The sequence below is a fragment of the Streptomyces sp. NPDC044064 genome, from assembly GCF_056434245.1.
In genome coordinates this window covers 77,988-100,123 of record NZ_JBWKFN010000035.1, presented here as the reverse complement: position 1 = coordinate 100,123, position 22,136 = coordinate 77,988, and the positions used below count along the sequence as shown (strand labels likewise).

General features: G+C 70.5%; 21 protein-coding genes, 1 tRNA gene and 1 pseudogene. 9 read left to right on the top strand and 14 right to left on the bottom strand.

What is annotated here, in order from left to right:
- Position 1: 1 nt before the first annotated feature.
- Positions 2-199, top strand: a complete 198-nt coding sequence (locus tag AC07DS_RS39210) for a helix-turn-helix transcriptional regulator (RefSeq protein WP_479153376.1) — start codon at positions 2-4, stop codon at positions 197-199.
- The gene (locus tag AC07DS_RS39205) at positions 199-1,461 is read left to right on the top strand and encodes a tyrosine-type recombinase/integrase (protein WP_479153374.1); all 1,263 of its coding nucleotides are present in this window, start codon (positions 199-201) and stop codon (positions 1,459-1,461) included. Before AC07DS_RS39210 ends, AC07DS_RS39205 begins: the two co-directional genes overlap by 1 nt.
- Before the next feature lie 223 nt (positions 1,462-1,684).
- On the opposite strand, the gene AC07DS_RS39200 is transcribed toward AC07DS_RS39205, so the two are convergent.
- From AC07DS_RS39200 to AC07DS_RS39175, 6 genes are all read right to left on the bottom strand, one after another.
- Positions 1,685-3,757, bottom strand: coding sequence for a hypothetical protein (locus AC07DS_RS39200; RefSeq protein ID WP_479153372.1), 2,073 nt, complete (start codon positions 3,755-3,757; stop codon positions 1,685-1,687).
- A 236-nt stretch (positions 3,758-3,993) separates the two neighbouring features.
- Positions 3,994-4,539 (bottom strand): putative immunity protein, encoded by a 546-nt coding sequence (locus AC07DS_RS39195; protein WP_479153370.1) that lies wholly within the window; start codon positions 4,537-4,539, stop codon positions 3,994-3,996.
- A 52-nt stretch (positions 4,540-4,591) separates the two neighbouring features.
- Entirely contained in the window at positions 4,592-6,001 is a 1,410-nt protein-coding gene (locus AC07DS_RS39190) for a Cys-Gln thioester bond-forming surface protein (protein ID WP_479153368.1), read from the bottom strand.
- Positions 6,002-6,315: 314 nt separating this feature from the next.
- Positions 6,316-6,786: a single-stranded DNA-binding protein gene (locus tag AC07DS_RS39185; RefSeq protein WP_479153366.1), complete on the bottom strand. Its 471-nt coding sequence runs from the start codon at positions 6,784-6,786 to the stop codon at positions 6,316-6,318.
- A 317-nt stretch (positions 6,787-7,103) separates the two neighbouring features.
- Positions 7,104-9,437 (bottom strand): GTPase, encoded by a 2,334-nt coding sequence (locus AC07DS_RS39180; RefSeq protein WP_479153364.1) that lies wholly within the window; start codon positions 9,435-9,437, stop codon positions 7,104-7,106.
- A 3-nt stretch (positions 9,438-9,440) separates the two neighbouring features.
- On the bottom strand, positions 9,441-11,048 hold the full coding sequence (locus AC07DS_RS39175) for a dynamin family protein (protein ID WP_479153362.1): 1,608 nt from the start codon (positions 11,046-11,048) through the stop codon (positions 9,441-9,443).
- A 271-nt stretch (positions 11,049-11,319) separates the two neighbouring features.
- Between AC07DS_RS39175 and AC07DS_RS39170 the strand changes: the two genes are divergently transcribed.
- Both AC07DS_RS39170 and AC07DS_RS39165 read left to right on the top strand, forming a co-directional pair.
- Positions 11,320-11,395, top strand: a tRNA-Arg gene (locus AC07DS_RS39170).
- A gap of 576 nt (positions 11,396-11,971) precedes the next feature.
- Positions 11,972-12,169: pseudogene (locus AC07DS_RS39165) on the top strand (helix-turn-helix domain-containing protein); the annotation flags it as partial.
- A gap of 49 nt (positions 12,170-12,218) precedes the next feature.
- Here the strand turns inward: AC07DS_RS39165 and AC07DS_RS39160 are convergent.
- Together AC07DS_RS39160 and AC07DS_RS39155 are read right to left on the bottom strand one after the other, a co-directional pair.
- Positions 12,219-12,785, bottom strand: coding sequence for an SMI1/KNR4 family protein (locus AC07DS_RS39160; RefSeq protein ID WP_479153361.1), 567 nt, complete (start codon positions 12,783-12,785; stop codon positions 12,219-12,221).
- Positions 12,782-13,624 carry an IS5 family transposase gene (locus tag AC07DS_RS39155; protein ID WP_479153360.1) on the bottom strand — a complete coding sequence of 281 codons (843 nt, stop codon included), beginning with the start codon at positions 13,622-13,624 and terminating at the stop codon, positions 12,782-12,784. Before AC07DS_RS39155 ends, AC07DS_RS39160 begins: the two co-directional genes overlap by 4 nt.
- A gap of 122 nt (positions 13,625-13,746) precedes the next feature.
- Between AC07DS_RS39155 and AC07DS_RS39150 the strand changes: the two genes are divergently transcribed.
- Positions 13,747-14,340 (top strand): hypothetical protein, encoded by a 594-nt coding sequence (locus tag AC07DS_RS39150; protein ID WP_479153358.1) that lies wholly within the window; start codon positions 13,747-13,749, stop codon positions 14,338-14,340.
- A 529-nt stretch (positions 14,341-14,869) separates the two neighbouring features.
- Positions 14,870-15,439, top strand: coding sequence for a DUF4232 domain-containing protein (locus tag AC07DS_RS39145; protein WP_479153355.1), 570 nt, complete (start codon positions 14,870-14,872; stop codon positions 15,437-15,439).
- 146 nt (positions 15,440-15,585) lie between these two features.
- Here AC07DS_RS39145 and AC07DS_RS39140 read toward each other — a convergent pair whose 3' ends face one another.
- The 3 genes from AC07DS_RS39140 to AC07DS_RS39130 form a co-directional block, all read right to left on the bottom strand.
- Positions 15,586-16,191 (bottom strand): transposase, encoded by a 606-nt coding sequence (locus AC07DS_RS39140; RefSeq protein ID WP_479153353.1) that lies wholly within the window; start codon positions 16,189-16,191, stop codon positions 15,586-15,588.
- 95 nt (positions 16,192-16,286) lie between these two features.
- The gene (locus AC07DS_RS39135; RefSeq protein WP_479153352.1) at positions 16,287-17,468 is read right to left on the bottom strand and encodes a CapA family protein; all 1,182 of its coding nucleotides are present in this window, start codon (positions 17,466-17,468) and stop codon (positions 16,287-16,289) included.
- A gap of 65 nt (positions 17,469-17,533) precedes the next feature.
- Positions 17,534-18,160, bottom strand: coding sequence for a hypothetical protein (locus AC07DS_RS39130; RefSeq protein ID WP_479153351.1), 627 nt, complete (start codon positions 18,158-18,160; stop codon positions 17,534-17,536).
- Between the two features lie 499 nt (positions 18,161-18,659).
- Here AC07DS_RS39130 and AC07DS_RS39125 point away from each other — a divergent pair, with 499 nt between their 5' ends.
- Positions 18,660-19,013, top strand: coding sequence for a hypothetical protein (locus AC07DS_RS39125; protein WP_479153350.1), 354 nt, complete (start codon positions 18,660-18,662; stop codon positions 19,011-19,013).
- A gap of 224 nt (positions 19,014-19,237) precedes the next feature.
- On the opposite strand, the gene AC07DS_RS39120 is transcribed toward AC07DS_RS39125, so the two are convergent.
- Entirely contained in the window at positions 19,238-19,657 is a 420-nt protein-coding gene (locus AC07DS_RS39120; RefSeq protein ID WP_479153348.1) for a hypothetical protein, read from the bottom strand.
- A 125-nt stretch (positions 19,658-19,782) separates the two neighbouring features.
- Between AC07DS_RS39120 and AC07DS_RS39115 the strand changes: the two genes are divergently transcribed.
- Complete coding sequence (locus AC07DS_RS39115; protein WP_479153347.1) at positions 19,783-20,424, top strand: SIMPL domain-containing protein; 642 nt, start codon at positions 19,783-19,785, stop codon at positions 20,422-20,424.
- A gap of 33 nt (positions 20,425-20,457) precedes the next feature.
- Here AC07DS_RS39115 and AC07DS_RS39110 read toward each other — a convergent pair whose 3' ends face one another.
- Positions 20,458-20,997, bottom strand: a complete 540-nt coding sequence (locus tag AC07DS_RS39110; protein ID WP_479153345.1) for a hypothetical protein — start codon at positions 20,995-20,997, stop codon at positions 20,458-20,460.
- A gap of 160 nt (positions 20,998-21,157) precedes the next feature.
- On the opposite strand from AC07DS_RS39110, the gene AC07DS_RS39105 reads away from it, so the two are divergent.
- Positions 21,158-21,556, top strand: coding sequence for a DUF6234 family protein (locus tag AC07DS_RS39105; RefSeq protein WP_479153344.1), 399 nt, complete (start codon positions 21,158-21,160; stop codon positions 21,554-21,556).
- A 55-nt stretch (positions 21,557-21,611) separates the two neighbouring features.
- Here AC07DS_RS39105 and AC07DS_RS39100 read toward each other — a convergent pair whose 3' ends face one another.
- Positions 21,612-21,992: a hypothetical protein gene (locus AC07DS_RS39100; RefSeq protein ID WP_479153342.1), complete on the bottom strand. Its 381-nt coding sequence runs from the start codon at positions 21,990-21,992 to the stop codon at positions 21,612-21,614.
- Positions 21,993-22,136 lie beyond the last annotated feature (144 nt).

Genomic DNA, 22,136 nt, shown 5'->3' with positions numbered 1-22,136 from the left:
CATGGCCTCAGAGCTGCCGAACCGGTTCCTGACCCCTGAGGACCTGGTCGAGATGTTCGAGCTCCCCAGTGTCGAGACGGTCTACCAGTGGCGCCGTAAGCGCACCGGCCCCCGCGGCTTCCGGGTCGGCCGGCACCTGCGCTTCGACCCGACCGACGTGCGGACCTGGGTGGACTCCCGGCTCGGGGAGGCTGCCTGATGGCCGGGCACATCCAAGATCGCTGGTATCGGACCGAGGTCGGCTCGGACGGCAAGACCCGGAGAGTGAAGACCGATCGCCATGGCATCGGCATGCGTTACCGCGCGCGCTATGTAGGCCCGGACGGCACCGAGAAGTCCAAGAGCTTCCCCGACAAGCAAAAGCGGCTGGCCGACCAATGGCTGACCAACATCGAGGCCGACATGGCGCGCGGCCAGTACATCGACCCGAGGGCGGCCCGGGTCACCTTCCGCGAGTACACGGAGCGCTGGCTCGGCGCCCTCACGACGGATCTCACCAGCCGTGCCGCTGTGGAAGGCAGGCTGCGCCTTCACGCCCTGCCCTACCTCGGCACACGCCCTATCGGGTCGTTCCAGCCCGAGCACGTCCGCGACTGGAACCGTCAGCTCGAAGACGCCGTTGCGTCGGCCCAGTACCGGCGCCTCATCTTCGACGCGGTGTCCTCCGTGCTGAACGCGGCCGTAGATGACCGCCTGCTGGCCTCAAATCCCTGCCGAGCCCGATCGGTCAAGGCGCCCCGTCCCGCGCCCACACGCGTCCATCCATGGACTGCTGAGCAGGTCTTCGGCGTACAGGCTGGCCTCCCCGAGCGCTACAGGGCCATGGTCGACCTCGGCGCCGGATGCGGGCTGCGACAGGGCGAGATCTTGGGACTGGCCGTCGACAACATCGGGGACCTTTGCTGGCTGTACGTCCGCCAGCAGGTGAAGAAGGTTCGCGGCACGCTCGTCTTCGCCCCGCCGAAGCGCGGCAAGCTCCGTGACGTCCCGCTCGACCCGGAGGTGGCGGCCGCTCTCCGCGAGCACATGGAGCGCTTCCCGCCCGTCGACGTGACCTTGCCCTGGCTGACCCCGACCGGACCGAAGGTGACGCACCGCCTCGTCTTCACGAGCGGCATCGGCGCAGCCATCTGGAGCCAGGGGTTCAATGACCAGTCGTGGAAGCCCGCTCTGGCATCCGCCGGCATCATCCCGGCCGCCGAGAGAGGCGAGCGCTACGCGGCAGCCCGCGAGCACGGCATGCACGCCCTACGCCACTTCTACGCCTCGGTGCTCCTGGACGCCGGGGAGAGCATCAAGGCTCTGAGCCTGTACCTCGGCCACAGCGATCCCGGATTCACGCTCCGGGTCTACACACACCTCATGCCGTCCAGCGAGACACGGACCCGGAAAGCCATCTCCGCGATGTACCGGGCCGCCGGTCACGCTCATGACGGCCCAGAGACGGCCCAGGCTGCCTGAGACGGCCCCTCATCGGTGGGAAAACTGCTGGTGAGGGGCCTTTTCATGCCCTCTCGTGGCAAGTAACACCCCATCTTGCCTGACCGCTAGCCCTGGATGGAAACCAGTACGGGCGGGCGCCGCTGACCTGGGGTTTCCCGGAACGGCCGAGGGGCCGTCACACCCGCGGACCGGGGTGTGACGGCCCCTCGGACCGGATGGTCCGGCGTGGCCGCCCTGGGACTCAGCCCTTGGCGTGCTCGTTGTCCAGCGTCGCCCCGGCGTCCCGCTGCGTCGGGATCACCGGGAGGGCGCGCACCGCCATGCTCGCCCGGTGCTCGTCGGCCTCCGCGCTCAGCGCCCGGGCCGCATCGTTGAAGCGGACGACGGACGGCGGGTCGGAGGGGCCCAGCAGGTGCAGCTTGAGCTCGGTGCGGGCCTCGGCGTAGGTGTCCTTCTCGGGGTGGCGCACGGACTCCAGCAGGGCCGGTATGCCGGCCGCTTCCGGAGTGAGCACGGCGCCGGCCCGGACCGTCGGGAAGGCCGCGCGGAAGTCCTGCTCGGGAAGGCCGCTGGTGTTGGCGACGGCGTAGGGCTTCTCGCTCTCCAGGTAGTCGGAGATGACGCTGGAGACGTCGCTGACCAGCACGTCGGCCACGTTGAAGCAGGCGTAGACGTTCGGTCGCGCCCCGGTGACGATCTGGTGCTCCCACGCGGGGAACGAGGCCCAGAACGCGGTCTCCCAGGCTGCGGTCGCGGCGGTCACGGCCGCGGCCCGGCCGGGCTCCGGGACCGACTGGAGCGTCATCCGCTCCGCGTCGTCCGCGCTCGCCCGGAACGAGGACGTGGTCAGCCGGTCGAGTTCGGCGGTCCGGCCGGCCAGCTCCGCCGCCGCGGAGGGCGCCGGTCGCTCGTCGGCGTGTTCCGTGACACGGACGGCGTTGGCGGCGCGGATCATCTCCTGGATCCGGGCGTTCGCGGCTCCCGCCTGCGGAACGACCGAACCGGTCAGCGGGTGCGGCTTGTACAGGAGCCGGACCCGGGGATCGGCCAGGAGGGCGCGGACGATGTTCTCGCCGGCCTCGATGATCGAGGTGTTGCCCGGGTTGCCGTCCCAGCCCTCCCAGGTGGGGGCGTAGAGAACCGTGGTGTACAGGCCCGTGGGCGCACCGGCGTACGGCGCGATCGCGTCCAGCTGCGGGCGTCCGATCTCCACGACGTCCCGGTCGTCGACACCCACGTTCGCCAGGGCGTAGCGCTCGCGCGCCGCGGGACCGGCCACCCACACCTCGTCGTACGCCTTCGCGTACGGGTTGCAGCTGGACAGCTTGTCGCTCTCGCCGTGGTTGACGAAGGCGTGCTTGATGGTGGGGATCCGCAGCACCTGGGAGGTCTTGCCCGAGTTCGACGGGTGGATCAGCATCTTCAGCGTGGACTGCTCCAGCCGCATCAGGTCGGCGACCTTGGGCAGGCACACGATCGGGATGTCGGTGGACGCGATCTTCCGCACCATGAAGCGCTCGCGGAGCACGATCAGCGGACGGCCCTCCAGCCGGGCCAGCGGCTCCAGCCACATGTTCGCCTGGTAGGCCGAGCTGTTGCCGCCGGAGAAGTACATGCCCACGGTCGGCTGGTACTCGGCGAGCCAGGCCTCGAACCACTCCAGCGCCTGCTCGCTCGTCACCGGCCTGCGGGCCGGCAGCAGCCGGACCAGCAGCATGCCGACGGCCAGCACGGCGCAGACGGCGGACACGCCTATGCCCGCGGCCGCGGACCAGGCCGAGACGCCCGCCGCGGTGGCCAGCAGGCCGGCCGTCGAGGGCAGACCGAACATCAGGAGCCGCTGCCCCGCGCGGTTCATCAGCAGGGCCGGAGGAGCGGGCCTCAGCTGCAGCGGCGAGGCGTCGATGTTCCGGGTCACCACGGGCAGGGTGCGGGACCGGCGCACGAGGATCGCGAGCGCCTGGCAGGCGAAGTGCAGGGAGTAGAAGACCAGCAGACCGCAGACGAGAACCAGGTACTTCGTCTCGTAGTCCTGGTCCTCGATACGGATCAGACCGGCCACCAGCAGAAGATCCCGCACGACCTGGCGCACGAACACCGTCGCATGCAGCTTCCCGAGGGCCGAGGCCATGCCCCGCTGCCAACGGTGCATGGCCATGTCAGCCAGCAGTCCGGCAGCGGTGGAAGCCACGAGAAGGGGAACGCTCGGGAGGAGGGCGCCGACCGCCTGGCCGGCGTACGACAGGGCGAGCACCGTGGGCAGGAGGAGGCGTGCCGCTGCGGTACGTGACCGAGCAGACAGGGGCGATGACACTTCGCGGGCTCCAGGCAACTCAACATCCCCGAGCACTGACTTGCCGGCGGGCGCGGCCGGACGACCGCGAACTGGAAGCCGATGCACTCGGATGTTCTCCAAATAGGTGGTCGGACTTTACCTGTGCGTCAGCTTCTTTTGGAGCGGGGGTGGCCCGGAACACCCTCCCACTTTGCGCAGCCCGGTCGGCCCTGCGCGGAAATCCGAGCGGGCAGAACGCCCTGACCTGCAGTTTCTCAGGAGCGGAGTGCGGAGTCGAGGTCGCGAATGAACTCGCCCACTCGCCCACCCCCGGGAGGCGCCACGGGCAGCCGGCCGAGCACCTCGGTGACCGCCGCCGGTGCGTGACGACGCGCCCATTCAAGGGTCCCCGCGGCGACGGTCCGGTCCTCGGCCGCCGGCTCTTCGGACGCCAGCTCCTCGGCTCGCGCCGCATGCGCCGCCGCACCGAGGATGTGCTTCACCTGATGCGCGTCCGCCAGGGGGTGGAGGAACGCGGCACCGGCCGCGTGGCAGGCCGCTCGGGCCGCGTCGACCGCGGCGGGTGCGTCGGCCTCCTGAGCCGCCCTGAACGCCGCCCAGGCGCTCTGCCGCAGAGCTCCCGTGCGCCGGCCGCCCCCGGCGAAGGCGTCCGCCGCGTCGATGGCGTCGCGGGGGCGGGTGTCGGCAGGAAGGCTCTCCTCGAAGATCGACAGAGCCCTGCGCGCGCATTCGGCCGCGTAGCCCGTGATCTCACGAAGTTCGTGTTCGCTCAGCTCGATCTTGTCCGACTTGGTTGGCACGGCTCAATCCTGCCGCAGGCCGCCGGGCGGGCGCGGCATGCCGTGGGGTCCGTCACTCCCCCGTGGGCGTCTCCTTGCGGCGCAGGACCACCAGGACCGCGCCACCGATCACGACCAGGCCGATGGCCACCCCGGCGATCATCGGAGTGATCGCGGAGCCTCCCGTGGCGGCGAGGTCGGTGTCCGGCGGGGTCGTGTAGCCGCCGACCGTGGCGGGGCTGGGCTCGCTGAGGGTCTGGGTGCTCTTGGTGGTCAGCGCGCCCTGGGTCCGGCAGTCGAGGACACCGGTGAAGCGTTGGCTGAAGCCGTTCGGGCCGGTGATCGTGAAATCGTAGGGCTGGTCCTCCTGGAGCGGGACCGTCACCGTGCGGGTGGCCCCCGCCGGGATGGTGTGCTCGGCTCCCATCAGCTCGAAGGTGAAGGGCTGGTCGCCCTTGTTGGCCGTGGTGATGTCCACGCCGCCCCTGGCGCAGTTCTTCCGGGCCGACACCGCCGGTATGGCGCCCTTGTCCGCCCAGGTGGCGCTCGCGGTCGCGGAGACCGTGGACTCGCTGGAGCCGGCCAGGATCTGGGTCTGGCTTCGGCTCTCGGAGGCGAAGGCACGGCCCACCGGCACGGTGGTCGACGCCTGCACGGTCAGCTGGGCCGACCCTTCGTCCGCGTCCTCGGGGATGTCGAAGTACAGCTCGCTGCCGTTCCTCGCCGAGGTGATCACCTTGCCGGTCCTGTCGATGATCCGGACCCCGCTGCCGGCCAGGTCCGCGGGCGGGCTCACCGCCACGCTGTCCGCGTTGGTGTGCACGGTCACCGGGCCGAGCAGATCGCCGGGACGACCGGAGACCGCGGACGGGTCCAGGGTCAGCGAGGCCTGCGGCTCGGCGCTGCCGCGGGCGCTCTTCTCCAGATAGTCGGCGAGCTTCTCGGCCTGCGGGTCGACGGCGTCGACCTTCGCCCCGTCCGAGTATCGCCAGATGGCCACCTGGGTGCCGGCCGCCGCGTCCTGCTCGGTCAGTCCGCCCACGCCCGCCTTCCGGGCGAGGGCGGCGAGGTCGTTGACCTGGGGGTAGGAGTTCTGCAGGATCCAGCGGATCCGGCCGGCGTCCTTGTTGGTGCCCAGCGAGGTCCCGCTCCAGGGCGTCTCCTGGTAGCGGGCGTCGCGCTGGGTGGGGTTGTGCAGGTCGACGCAGTACGTCTGCAGGGTGCCGCCGCCGTCCACGGACATCTCGAACAGGCCCGCGGCCACCCGCTGGTCGCCGCCGTCCTCATGGATCACGGCCTCGCCGTAGGTCTTCAGACCGTTGATCGTGGCCGTCGCGCCGCCCTGGGTCTGCGGTCTCTCGTCGGCCGCTGCCACGCCGGAGCCGGCCAGCACGCTCGCCGCCACCAGGCCGGACACCAGCGTCACGGCGCCGAGGCGGGCCACTTGGGCGGATCGAGGAAACCCAGAGAACGCAGCAAGCACAGAATTCCCCTTCGAGCAGGACCCGTTGGACGTGGGGGACGGTCCCACCAGCAGAATCGGCGGCCCCGAGGGGCATGCCCGGCATCCTATGGATCACGCGGACCCCGCCCCGCCGGTCAGATCGTCTGATAGCCGATCCGATCCGGAATCGTTATCGCCCGAACGGGACTCGAGCTGGGCTTGTCGACAAATCCACCGATTCGGTGGAGGTGTTCGGGGTGACGCGGCGACAAGCCGCGACTCGGCCCGGGTGCAGGCCGGGGCGCGGGCATCGCCGGCGACGCGGCCGACGGCGGCGGGCGGCTCGGCTCACGTCATGTCACTGCCGCTGGTTCCGGGCGCTGTTGGGCCGGATCACCGGCCGGGGCTTCGGCGGGCGGTGTCTCCCAGTTCGGCTCCGGACGTGCCGACCCCGGCACCTCGGGCCTGGCCGCGCGGCGGAAGAGCGCGGTGCCCCGCGACAGGTCGTGGCCGATGGTCACCGCGTCGACGTCGGCCGACGCCCAGCTCTGCTGCCCCTCGCGCACCTCCGAGCGCACCCTCAACCGCCCCTGGACGACGACGGGCTGCCCCACCTCCACCGACGCCGCCACGTTCACGGCGAGCTGGCGGTTGGCCCACACCGTGAAGAAGTTGGTGTGCCCGTCCGTCCAGGCGTTCTTCTCCCGGTCCCAGTACCGCGAGGTCACCGCGAGCCGGAACCGCGCCGACGGGCCCGCCGCCGACTCCCGGTACACCGGCTGCGTCGCCACGTTGCCCACCACGCACACCACGGTCTCGTTCATCGTTCACCCCTCCCTCGCCCGGCCCTTCGACCGGGCGGACACGCCTACGGGCCCCTCCCGTACGGCTGCGTCCGCCGTGCCCGCGCACCCGGTCCGGGTACGCCGTCACACGCCACGCCGATCGCCTGCGCCGCCCGCCCTCCACTCGTCGGCCGTGCGGCGCGATCGCCGTGGGACCAGACTGCCTCCGCCGGGCCGAGCCCGCTGAGCGCTGTGGACGGCCATCCGCCTGTGGAAAATCCCGGCACCCGAACGAGTGGCCCACGTGTGCTCCAGTCCTCACCCACCCTCGCCGGCCGCACCCGCACCCGCCGGCTTCACACCGCCCCGGCACCGGTCCGGACCACCCGCCCGTACTGCTCCCGCACCTCCCGGTACCGCAGCAGCTCCGCAGCGACCGGATCGAGCACCCGGGCCCGGCCGCAGCTGGAGGCCGCCTCCCGCAGCCGCCGTTCCGCCTCCATGCCGTACCGGCGTGCCGGTCCTCTGGCCGCCATCCGGCAGCCCCACTCCACGAGCGGCCCGCCGACGATCCCGCACACCATCAGCAGCACCGGCACCCCCAGGTTGGGTGCCATGAACCCGGCGATCTGGCCCGCCAGCCACAGGCCGCCCACGACCTGCAGCAGGGTCATGGCCGCCTGGACCAGAACGGCCACCGGCCACCACCCCGGGCGCGGCGGCCGTCCCGGCGGCATCCCGGCCCGCGCAGCCAGCTCGTCCAGCGCCTCGGGCAGCCCCTTGGAACCGCGTGCGGCCGCCTCGCGCACCGCCGCCGCCCAAGGCGTCGGCAGACCCGCCGAGGCCCGGTCGGCGACCGTACGAACCGCCTGTTCGACCCGCTGACGGGCCGTGGCCTCCTCGTCCGTCTGGGGCCGCACCCGGACCCGGCCCGTCGTGGGTCCGCCACGGTCCTGGTACCAGCGGTACAGCCGCAGCCAGGGCGTGCCGCAGGCGCGGTTGGCGTTGCGCAGCCAGGCGCGTTCGGCGGCCTCGCCGGCCGCGGTGGCGCCCACGGCGGCCGCGAGCCGGGCGGCGAACTCCTCCCGTGCCTCCTCGCTGAGGCCGATGCGCCGGCCGGTGACGTAGACGGGCCGCAGTTCCTCCGCCGCGGCGTCCACGTCGGCCGCGACCCGGCGGGCCGCCGCACCGCGCTCCGTCACGAACTCGCCGAGTGCCTCGCGCAGATCACCGATGCCGTCGCCGGTGAGCGCGGACAGCGCGAGCACGTTGGCACCTGGTTCGCCGTACTCGCCGAGCGCGACGCCGTCCTCGTCGAGCAGCCGGCGCAGATCGTCCAGGACCTGGTCGGCGGCCTCCCCGGGCAGCCGGTCGATCTGGTTGAGGACGACGAACATGACCTCCGCGTGGCCGGCCATGGGCCGCAGGTAGCGCTCGTGCAGTACGGCGTCCGCGTACTTCTCGGGGTCGACCACCCAGATGACCGCGTCGACCAGCTTCAGGATCCGGTCGACCTGCGTACGGTGCTCCACGGCCGCGGAATCGTGGTCGGGCAGGTCGATCAGGACCAGCCCGCGCAGCTGCCCCTCGGCCTCCGCGCTCTGCACGGGGCGCCTGCGCAGCCGGCCCGGGATGCCGAGCCGGTCGATGAGACTCGCCGCGCCGTCGCTCCAACTGCAGGCGATCGGGGCGGCGGTGGTCGGGCGCCGTACGCCGGTCTCCGAAATGGCCACTCCGGCGAGCGCGTTGAACAGCTGCGACTTTCCGCTGCCGGTGGCACCCGCGATGGCGACGACGGTGTGCCGCCCGGAGAGCTTGCGGCGCGCGGTCGCCTCGTCCAGGACCCGCCCCGCCTCGGCGAGGGTGCGGATGTCCAGGCGGGTGCGGGAGAGGCCGACGAGTTCGCGCAGGGCGTCGAGACGGGAGCGCAGGGGGCCGTCGTAGGCCAGCGGCGCGGGGATGTGGCTGACCGCGTTGCGTGCGGGCGTGTCCAGTACGGAGGCACGCTCGGCGGCGAGGGCGGCGGCGGTGCTCTCCGTGACCCGCCGGGCGATGAGCCCGTCGTCCCAGGCGTCCTCGGATTCGGGGTCGGATTCGGGGTCGGGGGCGGATCCGGAGTCGCGGTCCGCGTCGGAGGCTGGGCCGGGGGCCCGGGCTGGGGCCGGGGCGGGCGATCCGCCGTCCTTGGGGCGGGTGTGCTGCCCACTGCCGGCATCGGCTTCGGGGGTCTTCACGCGCGCGTGCGGCTCCCCGTCCCCGTTCGGCTCGGGTACGCGCGCGGGGGGCTCGCTCTCCTTGCGCTTCTCCGGCAGGCGCACGTGCGGGTCGCTCTCCGCGCGCTTCTCGGGTACGCGCGCGTGCAGCACGCGGTCCGTCCCGGCGCCCCGTTCCGCGGCCTCGCCCCCGGCATCGGCATCGGACTCCTTCCCGGCCTCGGCGTCGGCGTCGGTCTCGGTCCTGGCGTCCGTGCCGGCAGCCGTCCCGGCGATGTGCCCCTCCGGAGCCGGGCCGCCCTGCCCCGGAAGGCCGTCCTCGGAACCGCCTCCCCCCGGCGGGAGGCTGTCGCCCAGCTCGCCCTTGCCCCCGAGGCCGGGCTCCACTCCCCCGGCCCCCTCCCCGTGCTCCATGCGTTCCATGTGATCCATGTGGTCCGTGTGGTCCGTGTGGTCGTGGTCAGTGACGGCGGTCACCGGTCACCTCTCCTTCTGCAGTACGGACAGCGCGGCGATGAGTTCGGCCTGGGGCTCGGCCTGGACGTCCAGGGCGTCGAGCGGGGCGAGGCGCCGCTCGCGTTCGGTGTGCATGACGCGGTCGACGTGTTCGGTCAGCAGGCGTCCGGCCCGGTCGCGCAGCCGCAGCGCGCCGTGGGCGCTGATCCGCTGGGCGAGCCCCTCGCCCGCGTTGCGCGCCCGGCGCCCGCCGAGCAGCGTGGTGGCGACCAGAGCGGCGACGACCTCGGCGTCGGGCGCGATGCTGCGCTCGAGTTCCCGCACCTCGTCCTCGGCGTACTCCTCCAACTCGCGCCGCCAGCGCCGTACGGCGAGCCCGATGCGGTGCTCGGCGTTCTCCAGGGAGGGATCCCGGCCGACGAGCCCGGCGGCGCCCGAGGCGGGCTCGCGCCGCCAGGCCTCGTCGACACGCTCGTCGGCGGCGGTGACGGAGCACAGGAGGAGCGCGGCCAGGCTCTCCACGAGGGAGTCGAGCAGCTCACCGGGTGTGCAGTCGAGCGGGAAGGCGCGCCAGCGTTTGAGCGCGTCCCCGGCGAGCACGGCCCCGGACTGCAGCCGGCCGCGCACGCGCGCGTGCTCGCTGTCGTACGCGCTCTCCACGGCGGAGGTGAGCCGGAGGGCGGCCGCGTACTGGGCGGCGGCGGCACTGGCCAGCTCGGGCAGACGCGACTTGAGCGAGTCGAGGAGGCCGTACGCCGTACGGGCCACGGCGCGCTGGCGGGCCGTGGAGTCCTGGGCGTGGTGGACGAGCCAGGTCCGCAGGGCCGCCACGGCGGTGGCCGGGAGCAGGCCGCCGCCCCAGGCCGACTCCGGCAGCTCCGGCACGGTGAAGCGGGGTACGTCACCGAGGCCGGCCTTGGTGAGCAGGGCGCCGTACTGGCGGGAGACCTCGGAAACGACCTGGTGGGGTACGCGGTCGAGGACGGTCACCAGGGTGGCGTCGTACTCCTTGGCGGTGCGCAGCAGATGCCAGGGGACGGCGTCGGCGTAGCGCGCGGCCGTGGTGACCATGACCCAGACGTCCGCGGCGCAGATCAGCCGGGCGGCCAGGACGCGGTTGTCGGCGATCAGGGAGTCGATGTCGGGGGCGTCGAGCAGGGCGAGCCCGCGCGGGAGGGTGTCGGCGGTCTCCACGCGCAGCACGCGCGCGTGGTTCCCGCCGGTGAGCAGGAGGTCGTCACCCGCCTCCTGCTCCGGCACCCACACGCGGGTGAGGTCGGGGAGGACACGCATGCTGCTGAACCAGTGATGGTCCTCCGGATGGCAGACCAGCACCGGTGTGCGGGTCGTCGGCCGCAGCACGCCCGCCTCGCTGACCCGCCGCCCCACAAGGGAGTTCACCAGGGTCGACTTGCCGGCCCCGGTGGAGCCGCCGATGACGGCCAGCAGGGGCGCCTCGGGTTCCCGTAGCCGGGGCAGCAAGTAGTCGTCTAGCTGCGCCAGGAGTTCTTCGCGGTTCGCACGCGCGCGTGGGGCTCCGGCCAGGGGCAGCGGAAAGCGTGCGGCGTCGACACGGTCGCGCAGCGCGGAGAGTGTGTCGAGCAGCTGAGGCCGTACGTCCAAGGTCACCACATGCGAAGAATGCCCAATTTTAGGGGAATTCTGAAGCATATGGACATCTCAGCGCGCCGATGGAACACATCGGATGTAAGGGATGACTGGGACACGGGCACAGTCCAGGCATAACGAGTGCACAACACCCTGTGCGTCAGGGGCCAAAAGCGGTGCACGATTCGTACCTGCCTGCGATTATCAGGACCGCTTCACCGAACCTCCACATCGAGCCACGGAGGCGAAGCAACCGGGTCAAGGAACGGGGAGCTTTATCCTTGTCCCGCACCAGGCCCCCGTAGCTCAGTGGATAGAGCAGGCGCCTTCTAAGCGCTTGGCCGCAGGTTCGAGTCCTGCCGGGGGCGCCACCCCTCGCCCTCCCGCTCGGGAGGGCTTTTTGCTGGTCAGAGCATGTTTCAGTAAGTACGACAGAGCCCCGGGCACTCCCCTGACGATCAAGGGAAGGCTCCGGGGCTGTCCGGCTGTCACCGGGTTTTCGCGGGTGGCCGTGTCGAATACGTGTCGAAGTTCTCGGCCGGGTTCGGCCTGGCTCGGTGGCGGATCAGTCGACGTCCGGCAGCTCAGGGAGGTCCCCCGCAGCTTCGAGCCGCCGCTTCAGATCAGCCAGCTGTCCGTCGACGCAGCGGGCGTAGGTCGCCAGCAGTACGGGCACGCTGTTCCCTGCCCACTCCGCCACCTGAGCGGGCGGAATCCCGTCATTGAGTCACTTCGTCAGGCGCGTGTGCCGCATGTCGTACACGCGCTTCCCCGTGGGTGACTCGAAGACGTGCAGGGGCAGCACGGCTTTGCGCGCACTGCGCCAGGCCCGGCGGATGACGGAGCCTGCGAGGATGCCACCCGTCTCGCCCTGGAACAGGAGATCCTCCGTCTAAAACTGACGATCATCGTTGACACCTGGGTCTCCGATCACTACGGAGATCCACATGCCGAAGTCCACGCCCACCACTCCGCTGCTTGACCGTGAGGCCAAGCGGCGCCTGGCGGTCATACGCCACGTCGAAGAGGTCACCGGGAACGTCGCGATGCCCTGCCGGTACTTCGGGATCAGCCGGCAGGCGTACTACACCTGGTACCGCCGCTACCGGGCCGAGGGTGTCGAGGGCCTGCGCACCCGCTCCAAGGTGGGGGCGAAGGAGGATCTTTAACTCCCCCTCAGACCGTGTTTGAGATCTACTGAGATGCCAGCCATGCGGTGTACCAGTCGTGGAAGTCCGGTCCTGGGGTCAGGCCGCCCCAGGACCGGTCGTCGAGCCAGACTTGTCCGGCGTTTGTGCCCGTGATGGCGAGGCGAGAGAAGGTGCCGCAGCCGATCTCGCCGAGGACCAGAGTCCCCGCGACCGAGTAGTCGGCGTCGCCTCCCCTGCCCGGTCCCGGCCAGTCCGTGGTGTGCGGGAACGGGGTGGCCAGGAAGCCGGCTCGCAGGCACTCGGTCCGAAGGTCGTGCAGGGCCTCTTCGTCATCCACTTCCTCTGCCAGGCCCAGCAGTCCGTAATGAGGTCCCGCTCCGCCACCGGCGACCGTGCCCAGGAAGTCCCGGTAGGACGCGGGAAGGGTGACGCCGTGCAGTTGCTCGAAGGAGCGGATCGCCTCCTCCGACAGGAGCGGTTGAAGCCGGTATCCGTGGTGCGAGGCACCGAAGCGGCGACGCTCAGGATCCTCCAGGGCCATCGCGGCAACACGAGAGCGCACCGAGGCGCCGATCCAGGTCCCGCTCGGGGCGGCAGCATCAGCGGTCACGCCCGAACCGTATCCTCGTCCGGCCCCACCCGGATCAATGGCCTGGGGCCCGGCCGTGTGGCGGGATGACTGCGGGTGAGTCGGCGGACCATGATGCCGATCATTGCCCAGCGGATCATGGTCTCGGAGCGGGCGGGGTGCTGCTCGTAGTCGCGGGCGAGGCGCCGGTGCGCGGTGATCCACGAGAAGGTGCGCTCGACGGCCCAGCGCTTGGGCTGGACCTGGCATCCGCGCTGGTCCGGGGCCTTGCGCACGATCTCCAGCTCGCGGCCGAGGATCGCCCGGGCCCAGTCCACGAGGCGGCCGGCGAAGCCCTGGTCGGCCCAGATCTTCTGAACTCCCGGACGGTCCAGCCGAGTCCAGAGCAGCGGGTGCTTCGCGCCGTCGCGGTCCTGGATGTTCGCGGCGACAACGTGGACGGCCAGGAGCAGGCCGAGGGTGTCGGTGACGATGAACCGCTTGCGGCCCTTCACCTTCTTGCCCGCGTCGAAGCCTCTGGTGCCGACGGGGACGTTGTCGGCGGTGCGCACGGACTGCGAGTCGATCAGCCCCGCGCTCGGCTCCACACTGCGGCCGTCGGCGGCCCGGACCTGGCCGCGCAGGGCGTCGTGGATCCGCTCGACGGTGCCGTCGTCGTGCCACCAGGTGAAGTACCAGTACACCGTCGGCCATGGCGGGAAGTCCCTGGGCAACTGCCGCCAGGCACACCCGGTGCGGACCACGTAGAAGATCGCATCCACGATCCGCCGACGCGGGTGCTTCTCACGTCGCCCGCCCTTGGGACCCACCCGCGCCGGCGGCAGCAACGCCTCCACCAACGCCCACTGATCACCCGTCAAATCTTACGGATACCCGCCCCCGGAACCACTCACGCCGGGCTCAGCGACCCCGCCAGTCACGGGACACGGCAGATCTCAAACACGGTCTCAGGGAAGAGGCCTCGTCGCTAATCTGCACAGTGATGGATGCAGCGATAGCAGGTCTCATCGGATCTCTCGGCGGCGTCGTCGTTGGCGTAGCTGCTCAGTCATGGCAAGCAGCGCGCAGCCGCGCATGGCAGGTAGCCGACCAGGACAAAGCGCGAGATGAAGAACGAGCAGTCCGCTTGTGGCAAGAGCGCCGAACCGTCTATGCAGCGTTCATGGTCGCCGAGTTGGAAGTCATGCGCACGGTGCAGTGGGCGTGGGTAACCAATTCCGCCCTGCCTCGCGTGGAAGATCGCACCGCCGACGACAATGGCCCTCAGCGTGACGCAGCTCGCAGCGCGATGCAGTCGATGTCTGAGAGCCGCAGCAAGGCGACACGTCTCGGAGAGGAAGTTCAGCTCCTCACGGAGAGTAGCGACGTGGTAGCAGCAGCGATCTCCTGCCTCCAGGCCATGATCAGCTGCAATCTGGACGAAGCTCACAACGCGAACTCAAGGTCTAGCGAACAGGAGCGGGAATTCCTCGATCGTTTCGCCGCCGCTCACCAATCCTTCGTGGCAGCTGCGCGTGTAGAACTTCAGCTACCCGCCAGAAACCAGCCAGCGCCAGGCTCAGGTGCAGGGGCGTGAAAGCCGAGTGTCTAACTGCGTGACAACGCCAGCACACAGCCGCAAGCGACTACCGACACTGGCAGACAGTCGACGCATGTGGCAGGCGCACTATCCCCAGACCAAGCTCCCACCCGCGTTGCTTCGGAACGAAGATCGGTCGTGCCACATCCGTGCCAGAACGGGCGGGAACTCACGGGGAGTCGCGGAACGCAGAAGCACGTGCCGGCCGCCGCCTCATGGCAGGGAAATCACAGGACACGTCCCCGATCACCCCACCTCGCTCCTAAAGCGGTGGCCGTGGGCCCCCGGATCGTCGCTGTAGCCGTCTAGGAAGTCGGCGCCGCGCTGGAGGTGCTTCTGTCTGCCCTGACGGCCATCTGCACGGGTGCAGCCTGTCGTCACCGTTTCGTCACAAGTAGTCGCCGCACGGAACGCTGCCGCTCTCCCGCCCTGTCTGCACTCACGTACCACGACACGACCACGCGTACCGCGGGGCAACAACCGACGACCGAAACCCGCGGACGAGACGACTCAGGGGGACCACAGCATGCGGCACAGCAACGGCATTCGCAGGGCGGCTCTGGCGACGACGGCGGTCACGGCCGTCGCGGCGGCGGTGACCGGCATCCTGCCCGGCACGGCCATGGCGGCGAGCACCACCACCTCCACCCCGCCGCCCGCCTGCCCGGCCTCCGCCCTCCAGGTCAGCGCCTGGCAGGCCGTCCACCGGCCCGTCGGGACCGGGACCGGGGCGGCGGTCGTGCAGTTCACCAACGTCTCCCGGAAGACGTGCGTCCTGAAGGGCCATCCGACGGTCGCGGGCGCCGGCAACGGCTCCCCCGCTCACAACACCCCGCTCAAGGTCACCCCCACCGGCAGGGCGGCCACCGTGACGGTCCGGCCGCACGGCAAGGCGTGGGTGAAGCTGACCTTCGTCCAGGTCCAGGGGGAGGCCGACGGCTACTGCGTGTCGGGCAAGGACCCGGTGACGTATCCGACGATGGTCATCGGGCTGCCGCACTCCGGGAAGCACCAGGTCGCCCTGAACGACGGGCTGTGGGCCGAGTGCGACAACAAGGTGACCGTCACCCCGGTCTCGGCGGTCAAGCCTTCCTGACCCCACCGTCCCCACAAATCGAGCAGCCTGCACGACGTTCGCAACGCTCTGACGCATAAATAGGTGCAGGTCAGGTCGGCGATGGGCAGGTTTGGGTGCCCGGTGCCCGGTGGCCGTGGTGGTCGCCGGGTGTCTGGCCCTGTCGGTCAGGCTGTGTCCTCGATCGGGTTGAGGGTGACGGTGTAGCCGAGCTGGTTGATGGCCCGGCGGGTGGCGCGTTCGGGATCGCGTTGAGTGAAGTAGGTGCCGCCGAGGTCGTGGTAGGCGATGTTGTCGGTGAGCATGTGCCAGATCGCGGTGATGATGGAGTGCTCGACGGCGACCAGTGCCCTGAGCGGGCCGCGGCGTGAGGTCAGCCGCTTGTAGCGGGCCTGCAGGTAGGTGTCTTTGGTTCTCACCGCGCCGAACGCCGCAAGGTCGAGGGCGCCTTTGAGATACGGGTTGCCGGGCCGGACCTTGGTCTTCCTGGTGCGGCCGGCGGACTCGTGATGGCCGGGACAGACCCCGGTGGAGGCGAGGTGACGGGCCGAGGGGAATCGGCTCATGTCCCCGCCGGTCTCAGCGGTGATCACTTCGGCGACCGCCCGGTTGATCCCGGGGATGGTGTCGAGCAGGTCCAGGGCGCCTCGAAAGGGAGCCATCGCCTCCTCGATCCTCTCGTCCAGTTGTCCGATCATGGCGGTGAGCTGGTCGTACTGGTCCAGATGCAGGCGGGTCAGGAACGCGTGGTGGGCGCGGAAGCGTCCGGTCACGCAGGTACTCCGGCGGTCCCGGGGCCAGGTCGACGTCCGGCCGGTGGAGACCCGCCGGCTCACCCCAGTCGCGTCCGATCCGGCGCCGCGTCCTGCTACGGGCGCTGGATCGTCCCGTCCGCCGAGATGTGGGCGGCGTGCGGGCCGAAGTCCTCCTCCGACACGCTGGAGACGAGGTCGATCGCCTCGCCGCCCGGCTCCGGCGTGCCGGGCTCCACGATCTGGGTCGGGCGCAGGCGCCCGGACACATAGGTGCCGTCGGGGCGGAGGGTCAGTTGCAGCACGCCGCTGGTGGAGAGTGTGCCGCCGAGGCCGAGCACCTTGTAGCCGGAGAAGTTCCCCAGGCTGTAGGCGATCAGTCGGCCCTTGTAGAACTCCATCCCCCGCATCACGTGCGGGCCGCTGCCCACGACGAGGTCGGCGCCGGCGTCGATCACCGCACGGCTGAAGCGGTAGCAGTCACCGCGGTCCTCGCCGAGGAAGTACTCGGTGCCGGGCTCCACGTGGGTGCGGTCCGAGCCCTCCGCGCCGGCGTGCATGATGACGATCACGACGTCCGCCATCTTTGCGGCGCGGGCGGTGAGTCGCTTTGCTGCGGGGATGTTCGTGAGGTCGTTCGCCCCTCGGTCGGGAGCGAACCCGATCACCGCGACCCGGATGCCGTGCAGCCGCTGGACGGTGATCTGGCCCAGGCGGCCGGTGAACGGCAGGTTCACGGAGCGCAGGGCGGCGAACGTCTGGCGCCGCCCCTCCGCCCCGAAGTCGTCGACATGATTGTTCGCCAGGTTCAGGACAGTGAACCCGGCCTTCTTGAGCCGGCGGCCGTAGGACGGCGGAGCGTGGAACGCGAAGCAGTTCGGGCTGTCGTTGTCGTCGCACTTGCTGGAACCGCCGGTGGTGAGCGTGCCCTCCAGGTTCCCGAGCACCACATCGCCGGCGAGCAGGTGGTCGACAGGGTCGAAGAACGAGGCGCCGTCGTCCGGCGGCAGATCGTCCGGCAGCGAGCCCATCACGATGTCTCCCACGGCGGCGATCCGCACGTTCCCGGCAGGTCGCGGCGGCGCGGGCGCACCGGACGCCGTGGCCCCGGTCGTCCGCAGGGGGGCTTGGGCGGAGCCGATGGAGGCTGTGCCCTCGGAGCCGGCGCGAAATACGAACGCCGCCGCAACAACCACCACACCGGTCCCGACCAGACCGAGGGCGAACAAGCTGTGACGGCGCACCGGATTCTGCCGCTCGCGCCGCGGCCGGGGACGCCGTTCGACGGATCTGATCATTGGCTCATGCTACGAAGCGGACGCCCTTCCTCCGCGGAGGGTCATCGGCTGGCGTGTTCCTGACGTCAGACGTCCATCTGTTCGTCCGTGGCCGAACGACGGCCTCCGTACGAGGAGACCAACGCGTCAGCGACGGCGGCCGCGTCCGCATCGGCCACGTCCGCCGGGTACTCCGGCAGCAGGTCGTCCCAGACGGGCATCCACGACCCATACAGCTGGGCCTGCCCCTCGGGCCTGGCGAAGAACCAGATGTGAAGGTGTGCGGCCCCGTCCCCGATCCGGTAGACGTGGGCCCGGGAGATATGCGGCAGTGCCTGCACATGGCGGACGAGGTGGGTGGTGAGCATCCCCAGTTCGGCGGCCAGTTCGTCGGGCAGATCCGCCATGTCGTAGTGGTTGCGGGGGTACAGCATCAGCACCAGCGGCACGCCGACACCCGTGACCCGGGCCAGTCGCCAGCGTTCGTCGAACCAGATGCCTTCATCTCGGTCGCGGCACACGTCGCAGTCCGCCGGGTCCTCGCCGTGCCGTTCCGGCTCGGGCAGAACCGGCGGGCGCAGCGGCGCGACGCGAAGTCCATCAGGTTCGAACGGGCTTATGTCCCAGCTGGTCATCCGTGCCAACGGAAGCCGAAGCTCACCGTCCGCGGCGGCACGTGCGTGGTCGTGGAACTCATCAGGTCGCAAGGCCATGATCGGAGACTAACGCGGCCCGTCGGCGCTCCGGCAGTCAATGTGATCAGCTGTTGAGCGGACCGGCGCATACGGGCGTGGAGCCGATCATCCCCCGGGCGGTCGGTGATCCGGTCCAGCAGATTCCCCCGGATCGCCGCCGACTGCGGCGGGTCGCCCGAACAGAGGCCTCCCCGTCGTTACCGAAGCCATCCGGCCGTTCGAGGGAGTCGAGGCGGCGAGACCGCCGAGCACGCCACGGACCGTCAGCTGTCTTTTTCCTGGTCGCAGCATGATTCGGAGCCGGGGCAGATCGGCACCCGGCCCCTCCCCCGGTATCGATGGCCCATACAAGCGAGAGTTACGGACATATCCGGTTTTTGTAACACGAATCGCTTCGTTGATCTGGTGTCGCCGTGGAGGGCCACAGTGTGGGACCTCGGCACCGAGCCGGGAATTCCGGATTGCACGCCCCGGCCCCGACCAGGGTCGGTACGCACGAACGTGAGGTGACAGATTCATGTCTGTTTCTCGTACGACGGTCCGCCTGATCGCCACCTGTGTGGCTTCGGGCGCCCTCATCGGCGCGGCTGCCATGCCCGCCCTGGCAGCCGGAGCCGACCACGACCGTGACAACGAGAGGAGTTACTCACACAGCTACAGGAGCGACCACCACCGCGACGGTCACTTCGGCGACCGCGGCTGGGACCGGGGCCGAGGCTGGGACCGGGACCGTGGCTGGGGCCGGGGCCGAGGGTGGGACGGCGACCGGGGCTGGGGCCGGGACCATGACCGCGATCGGGACCGGGGCTGGCACCTCGGCTGGTACCCCGACCGGCACCGGGATCACGACCGCTACTTCGGCCACCGCTAGCCCGCCTCGGCGGCTGTGCCGTGACGCGGAGGCCGACCGCACCCTCTGCCACCCGTCGCCGTAGCCGGCACAGCCGCTGCACCCCGCCGGAGGGCCGAAGACCGCAAGGAATGGTCTTCGGCCCTCCGGCCGCGTGATGCGAGCAGGGGAACGGGCCCGGCATCACCATGAGTTGGGGAAGCGAGCAGGTGGGCCGGACGACTGCCGGCGCGCCCCGTGGCTGATCAGGCGGGGATCCAGTCGGGCCACTGTGGCGGGACGTTGCTCACGGGGCAGAGGCCGGAGTCACCGGGATAGCCCTCCAGCGTCCCTCGGGTCGCGAAGAACCACCATGCCGGCCACACCGTCGCGACAACCACCAGCAGCGTCGGCAGTGAGACGCGGACCGCCGTCGGCGCGCCAAGCACCAGGCGTCGGCCGATGGCCCGGGCCGCAAGTCCGATGAGTGCTTCGGCTCCCACGACCAGAGGGAGCAGAAAGTTGAGTTCGAGGCGTCCGCCGGCGTCGTAACCCGCGTCGCAGTACGCGCGCGCCCAGACGGTCAGCGACCAGGCGACGCAGCCCATCGCGGCTCCGAACAAGGCGGAGACCGCCCAGGGGAGGCAGGAGTTGGATCTCGGCTCGACTGTGTCCACTGTGTTCACGACACAGCACGACATCGAACTCGGCATGCGCGGTTCCGTCGAGCGTCCGCCCGAGCGGTGACATCGCTGCCGTGACTGCCTTCAAGTCTGTTGCGGCGGTGGGACGTTGCTGATTCGATCCCCGAATGGCAGAGATCAAGGAGCCCTGGGGGCTCAGTGTGCTCGGTGCAGGGCACGTGTCGGCGGAGCCGCGGCTGGCCCAGGCGAAGCTTGCGGTCGACCTCCTGGCACCGACACCCAAAGAGGCCTTCGAACAGGCCGGAGCGGCAGTTGTCAGGCTGCGCACCGTGCTGCGGGAGCACGGAATACCCGACTCCGACGTATCGGGATCGCGCCTCGCCCTCCAGTCGGAATTCAAGGGTTACGGCGCGGACCGGACGTTCCACGGCTATCGCTGCGAGGCGACGTACACCGTGCAGACCGAAGCCCTTGACCGGCTCGGACTTCTGATTGAGGACGCCGTCCGGGCCGGCGCGAACCGAGTCGACGAGGTGCACTTCGACGTGTTCGACAAGCCGTCGCTCCGGGACGAGGCCCGCCGCAGGGCAGTCGGGGCCGCGCGGCGCAAAGCCGAGGTCTACGCGGATGCCTGCGGTGTGCGACTCGGCCCTGTGGTGCACATCCAGGACGTCGACCCGGAATCGGTCGGGCTGCGCAGCCACGGGAGCCGTATCGGAGGCGATCCCGAATCCGACGGTGTCTTCGCTCCCGGGACGGTGCGCGTCGAGGCCGCGGTGCTGCTCGGCTTCAGTCTGCTGCCCGACTAGGTTCTTCCGGCGGGTGCGCAGGTCAGCCCCTGGCTACGCGGGAGGGGCGTAGGGGTTCCCGTCGGGCGCCGTCGGGCCACCCCACCACGCCCCCGGCGGCGGGACAGGAGCCCAGTCCGGGCCCCGGTGATCCAGCCACCACCTGCCGATGGTGTGGAACTTCTCCTCGAAGCTGCGATCCCAGCTGAGGAACCCGGTGATCGGCGCCCGCAGGCGGGTACGACGGCCGCCCGTCTCGTAGATCACGACGGTCCAGCTGCCGAAGAGGGACTCGATCCGGATGGCCTGGACGTCCGACCACGGGATGGTCCTGCGCCGGAAGTTGTGCACGACGGCCGCCGACGGGGTGAGAGTGACCCCGAAGGGCCGCGAGGTGATCAGCGCCAAGGGCAGCAGAACGCCCCACACGAGCAGTGAGAAACGTAGCGGGCCGAACGGTCCGCCATCCAGCCAGAGCAGGACCTGGAGCGCCACGATGAAGAAGGCGGGCAGCGCGGACAGCAGGCGCTGGAGGTGCGTCAACCGGTAACGGACGCGCTCCGGCGGCACAGCCTCGACCTGCGATTGCTCCATCGATCCCCGCCTCTCGCACAACGCAGCCGACACCGGCCCGTCACCGCCAGGGCAGCATGACGGACCAGGGGCGCGCTGTCCATCCACCTGCCACTCCGCCTGACCCGAGTTGAGTACGGGTGCTCATGCGCATCACCCTCGGCCGCGGCACCCTGCATCCATGACCGACACACTTTCGGCCCCGGAACGCCGACTCCCCTGGTCGCGCAGAACACGCCTGGGCGTGGACCTCGCCTTCGCGATCCCGCTGTTCCTGCTGGAGACCGCGTGGCTCGTGCTGGACTGGATATACGGCTTCGGGCTGGCGGTATGGGCAGCGCAAGGCGACCGAGCGCAGATCGACGCGGCCGGCCTGGCGCACATCGGGCGGCTACGGACGCTACTGATCGTCGTACTCGTCCTGGCAGTTGTCGCGGTGATCTTCCGCGCCCGCTGGACGGTGGTCGCCCACCTGCTGGTGGCCCTCCTGGTAGGCGGAGCGCTGACGACCGCGCGGCACGAGTGGGACCACAGCCACTCCCCGTCGTCCGGTTGTGTCCGCTACAGCGCGAGCTGTTGAGGCAGCCGGGTGCCGATCTCGGTCCTGGCCGACTTCAACTCCCGTGCACCGGCCGTCAGGTGAGGGTGCCGGAGAGCCATGTGCGCCAGACGTGCCGGGTGTTCGGTGTCCCGGGACGGTCCAGAAGCCACAGCACGTAGCTCGCGTGAAGCTGTGCCGTGGAGTTGTCCGAGCACTTCGCCCTGCGGAGCCTGTCGCGCAGTTCGTCTCCGTCCACTGCTCGGGCCACACGCACGTACTCACGGTCCTTGCACCGGTAGGTCCGCCGGACCACGAGGTCGACCAGGTCGACCAGTCTCGCTCTCAGCTCCTGGTCATGATCGGTGGCGGCCAGATCCCGGATCAGACCTTGTTTCGTGCCCCAGGCCTTGGCGTGCTCCGTCCACTCCTGTGGATAGCGTGCCTCCCACTCCAGGAAGAGCAGCGCAAGGGGCAACCGTGGCCACGTGCCGATCTGCCCATGGGCGTACCTTCTCCCGCTGTACAGCGCTCCCGGCAGGCAGCGAGCGGAGGCCCCGCGATACGCCCGCAGCCTGGCTCTGAACCACAGCCTGGGGAAGGGTCCTTCGTGCAAGCGGAC

Coding starts and splice junctions, on each gene's coding strand:
- AC07DS_RS39105 (WP_479153344.1), top strand. CDS start 21,158: ATGACCGACACACTTTCGGCCCCGGAACGCCGACTCCCCTGGTCGCGC.
- AC07DS_RS39150 (WP_479153358.1), top strand. CDS start 13,747: ATGGATGCAGCGATAGCAGGTCTCATCGGATCTCTCGGCGGCGTCGTC.
- AC07DS_RS39205 (WP_479153374.1), top strand. CDS start 199: ATGGCCGGGCACATCCAAGATCGCTGGTATCGGACCGAGGTCGGCTCG.
- AC07DS_RS39185 (WP_479153366.1), bottom strand. CDS start 6,786: ATGAACGAGACCGTGGTGTGCGTGGTGGGCAACGTGGCGACGCAGCCG.
- AC07DS_RS39210 (WP_479153376.1), top strand. CDS start 2: ATGGCCTCAGAGCTGCCGAACCGGTTCCTGACCCCTGAGGACCTGGTC.
- AC07DS_RS39135 (WP_479153352.1), bottom strand. CDS start 17,468: ATGATCAGATCCGTCGAACGGCGTCCCCGGCCGCGGCGCGAGCGGCAG.
- AC07DS_RS39130 (WP_479153351.1), bottom strand. CDS start 18,160: ATGGCCTTGCGACCTGATGAGTTCCACGACCACGCACGTGCCGCCGCG.
- AC07DS_RS39145 (WP_479153355.1), top strand. CDS start 14,870: ATGCGGCACAGCAACGGCATTCGCAGGGCGGCTCTGGCGACGACGGCG.
- AC07DS_RS39115 (WP_479153347.1), top strand. CDS start 19,783: ATGGCAGAGATCAAGGAGCCCTGGGGGCTCAGTGTGCTCGGTGCAGGG.
- AC07DS_RS39110 (WP_479153345.1), bottom strand. CDS start 20,997: ATGGAGCAATCGCAGGTCGAGGCTGTGCCGCCGGAGCGCGTCCGTTAC.
- AC07DS_RS39125 (WP_479153350.1), top strand. CDS start 18,660: ATGTCTGTTTCTCGTACGACGGTCCGCCTGATCGCCACCTGTGTGGCT.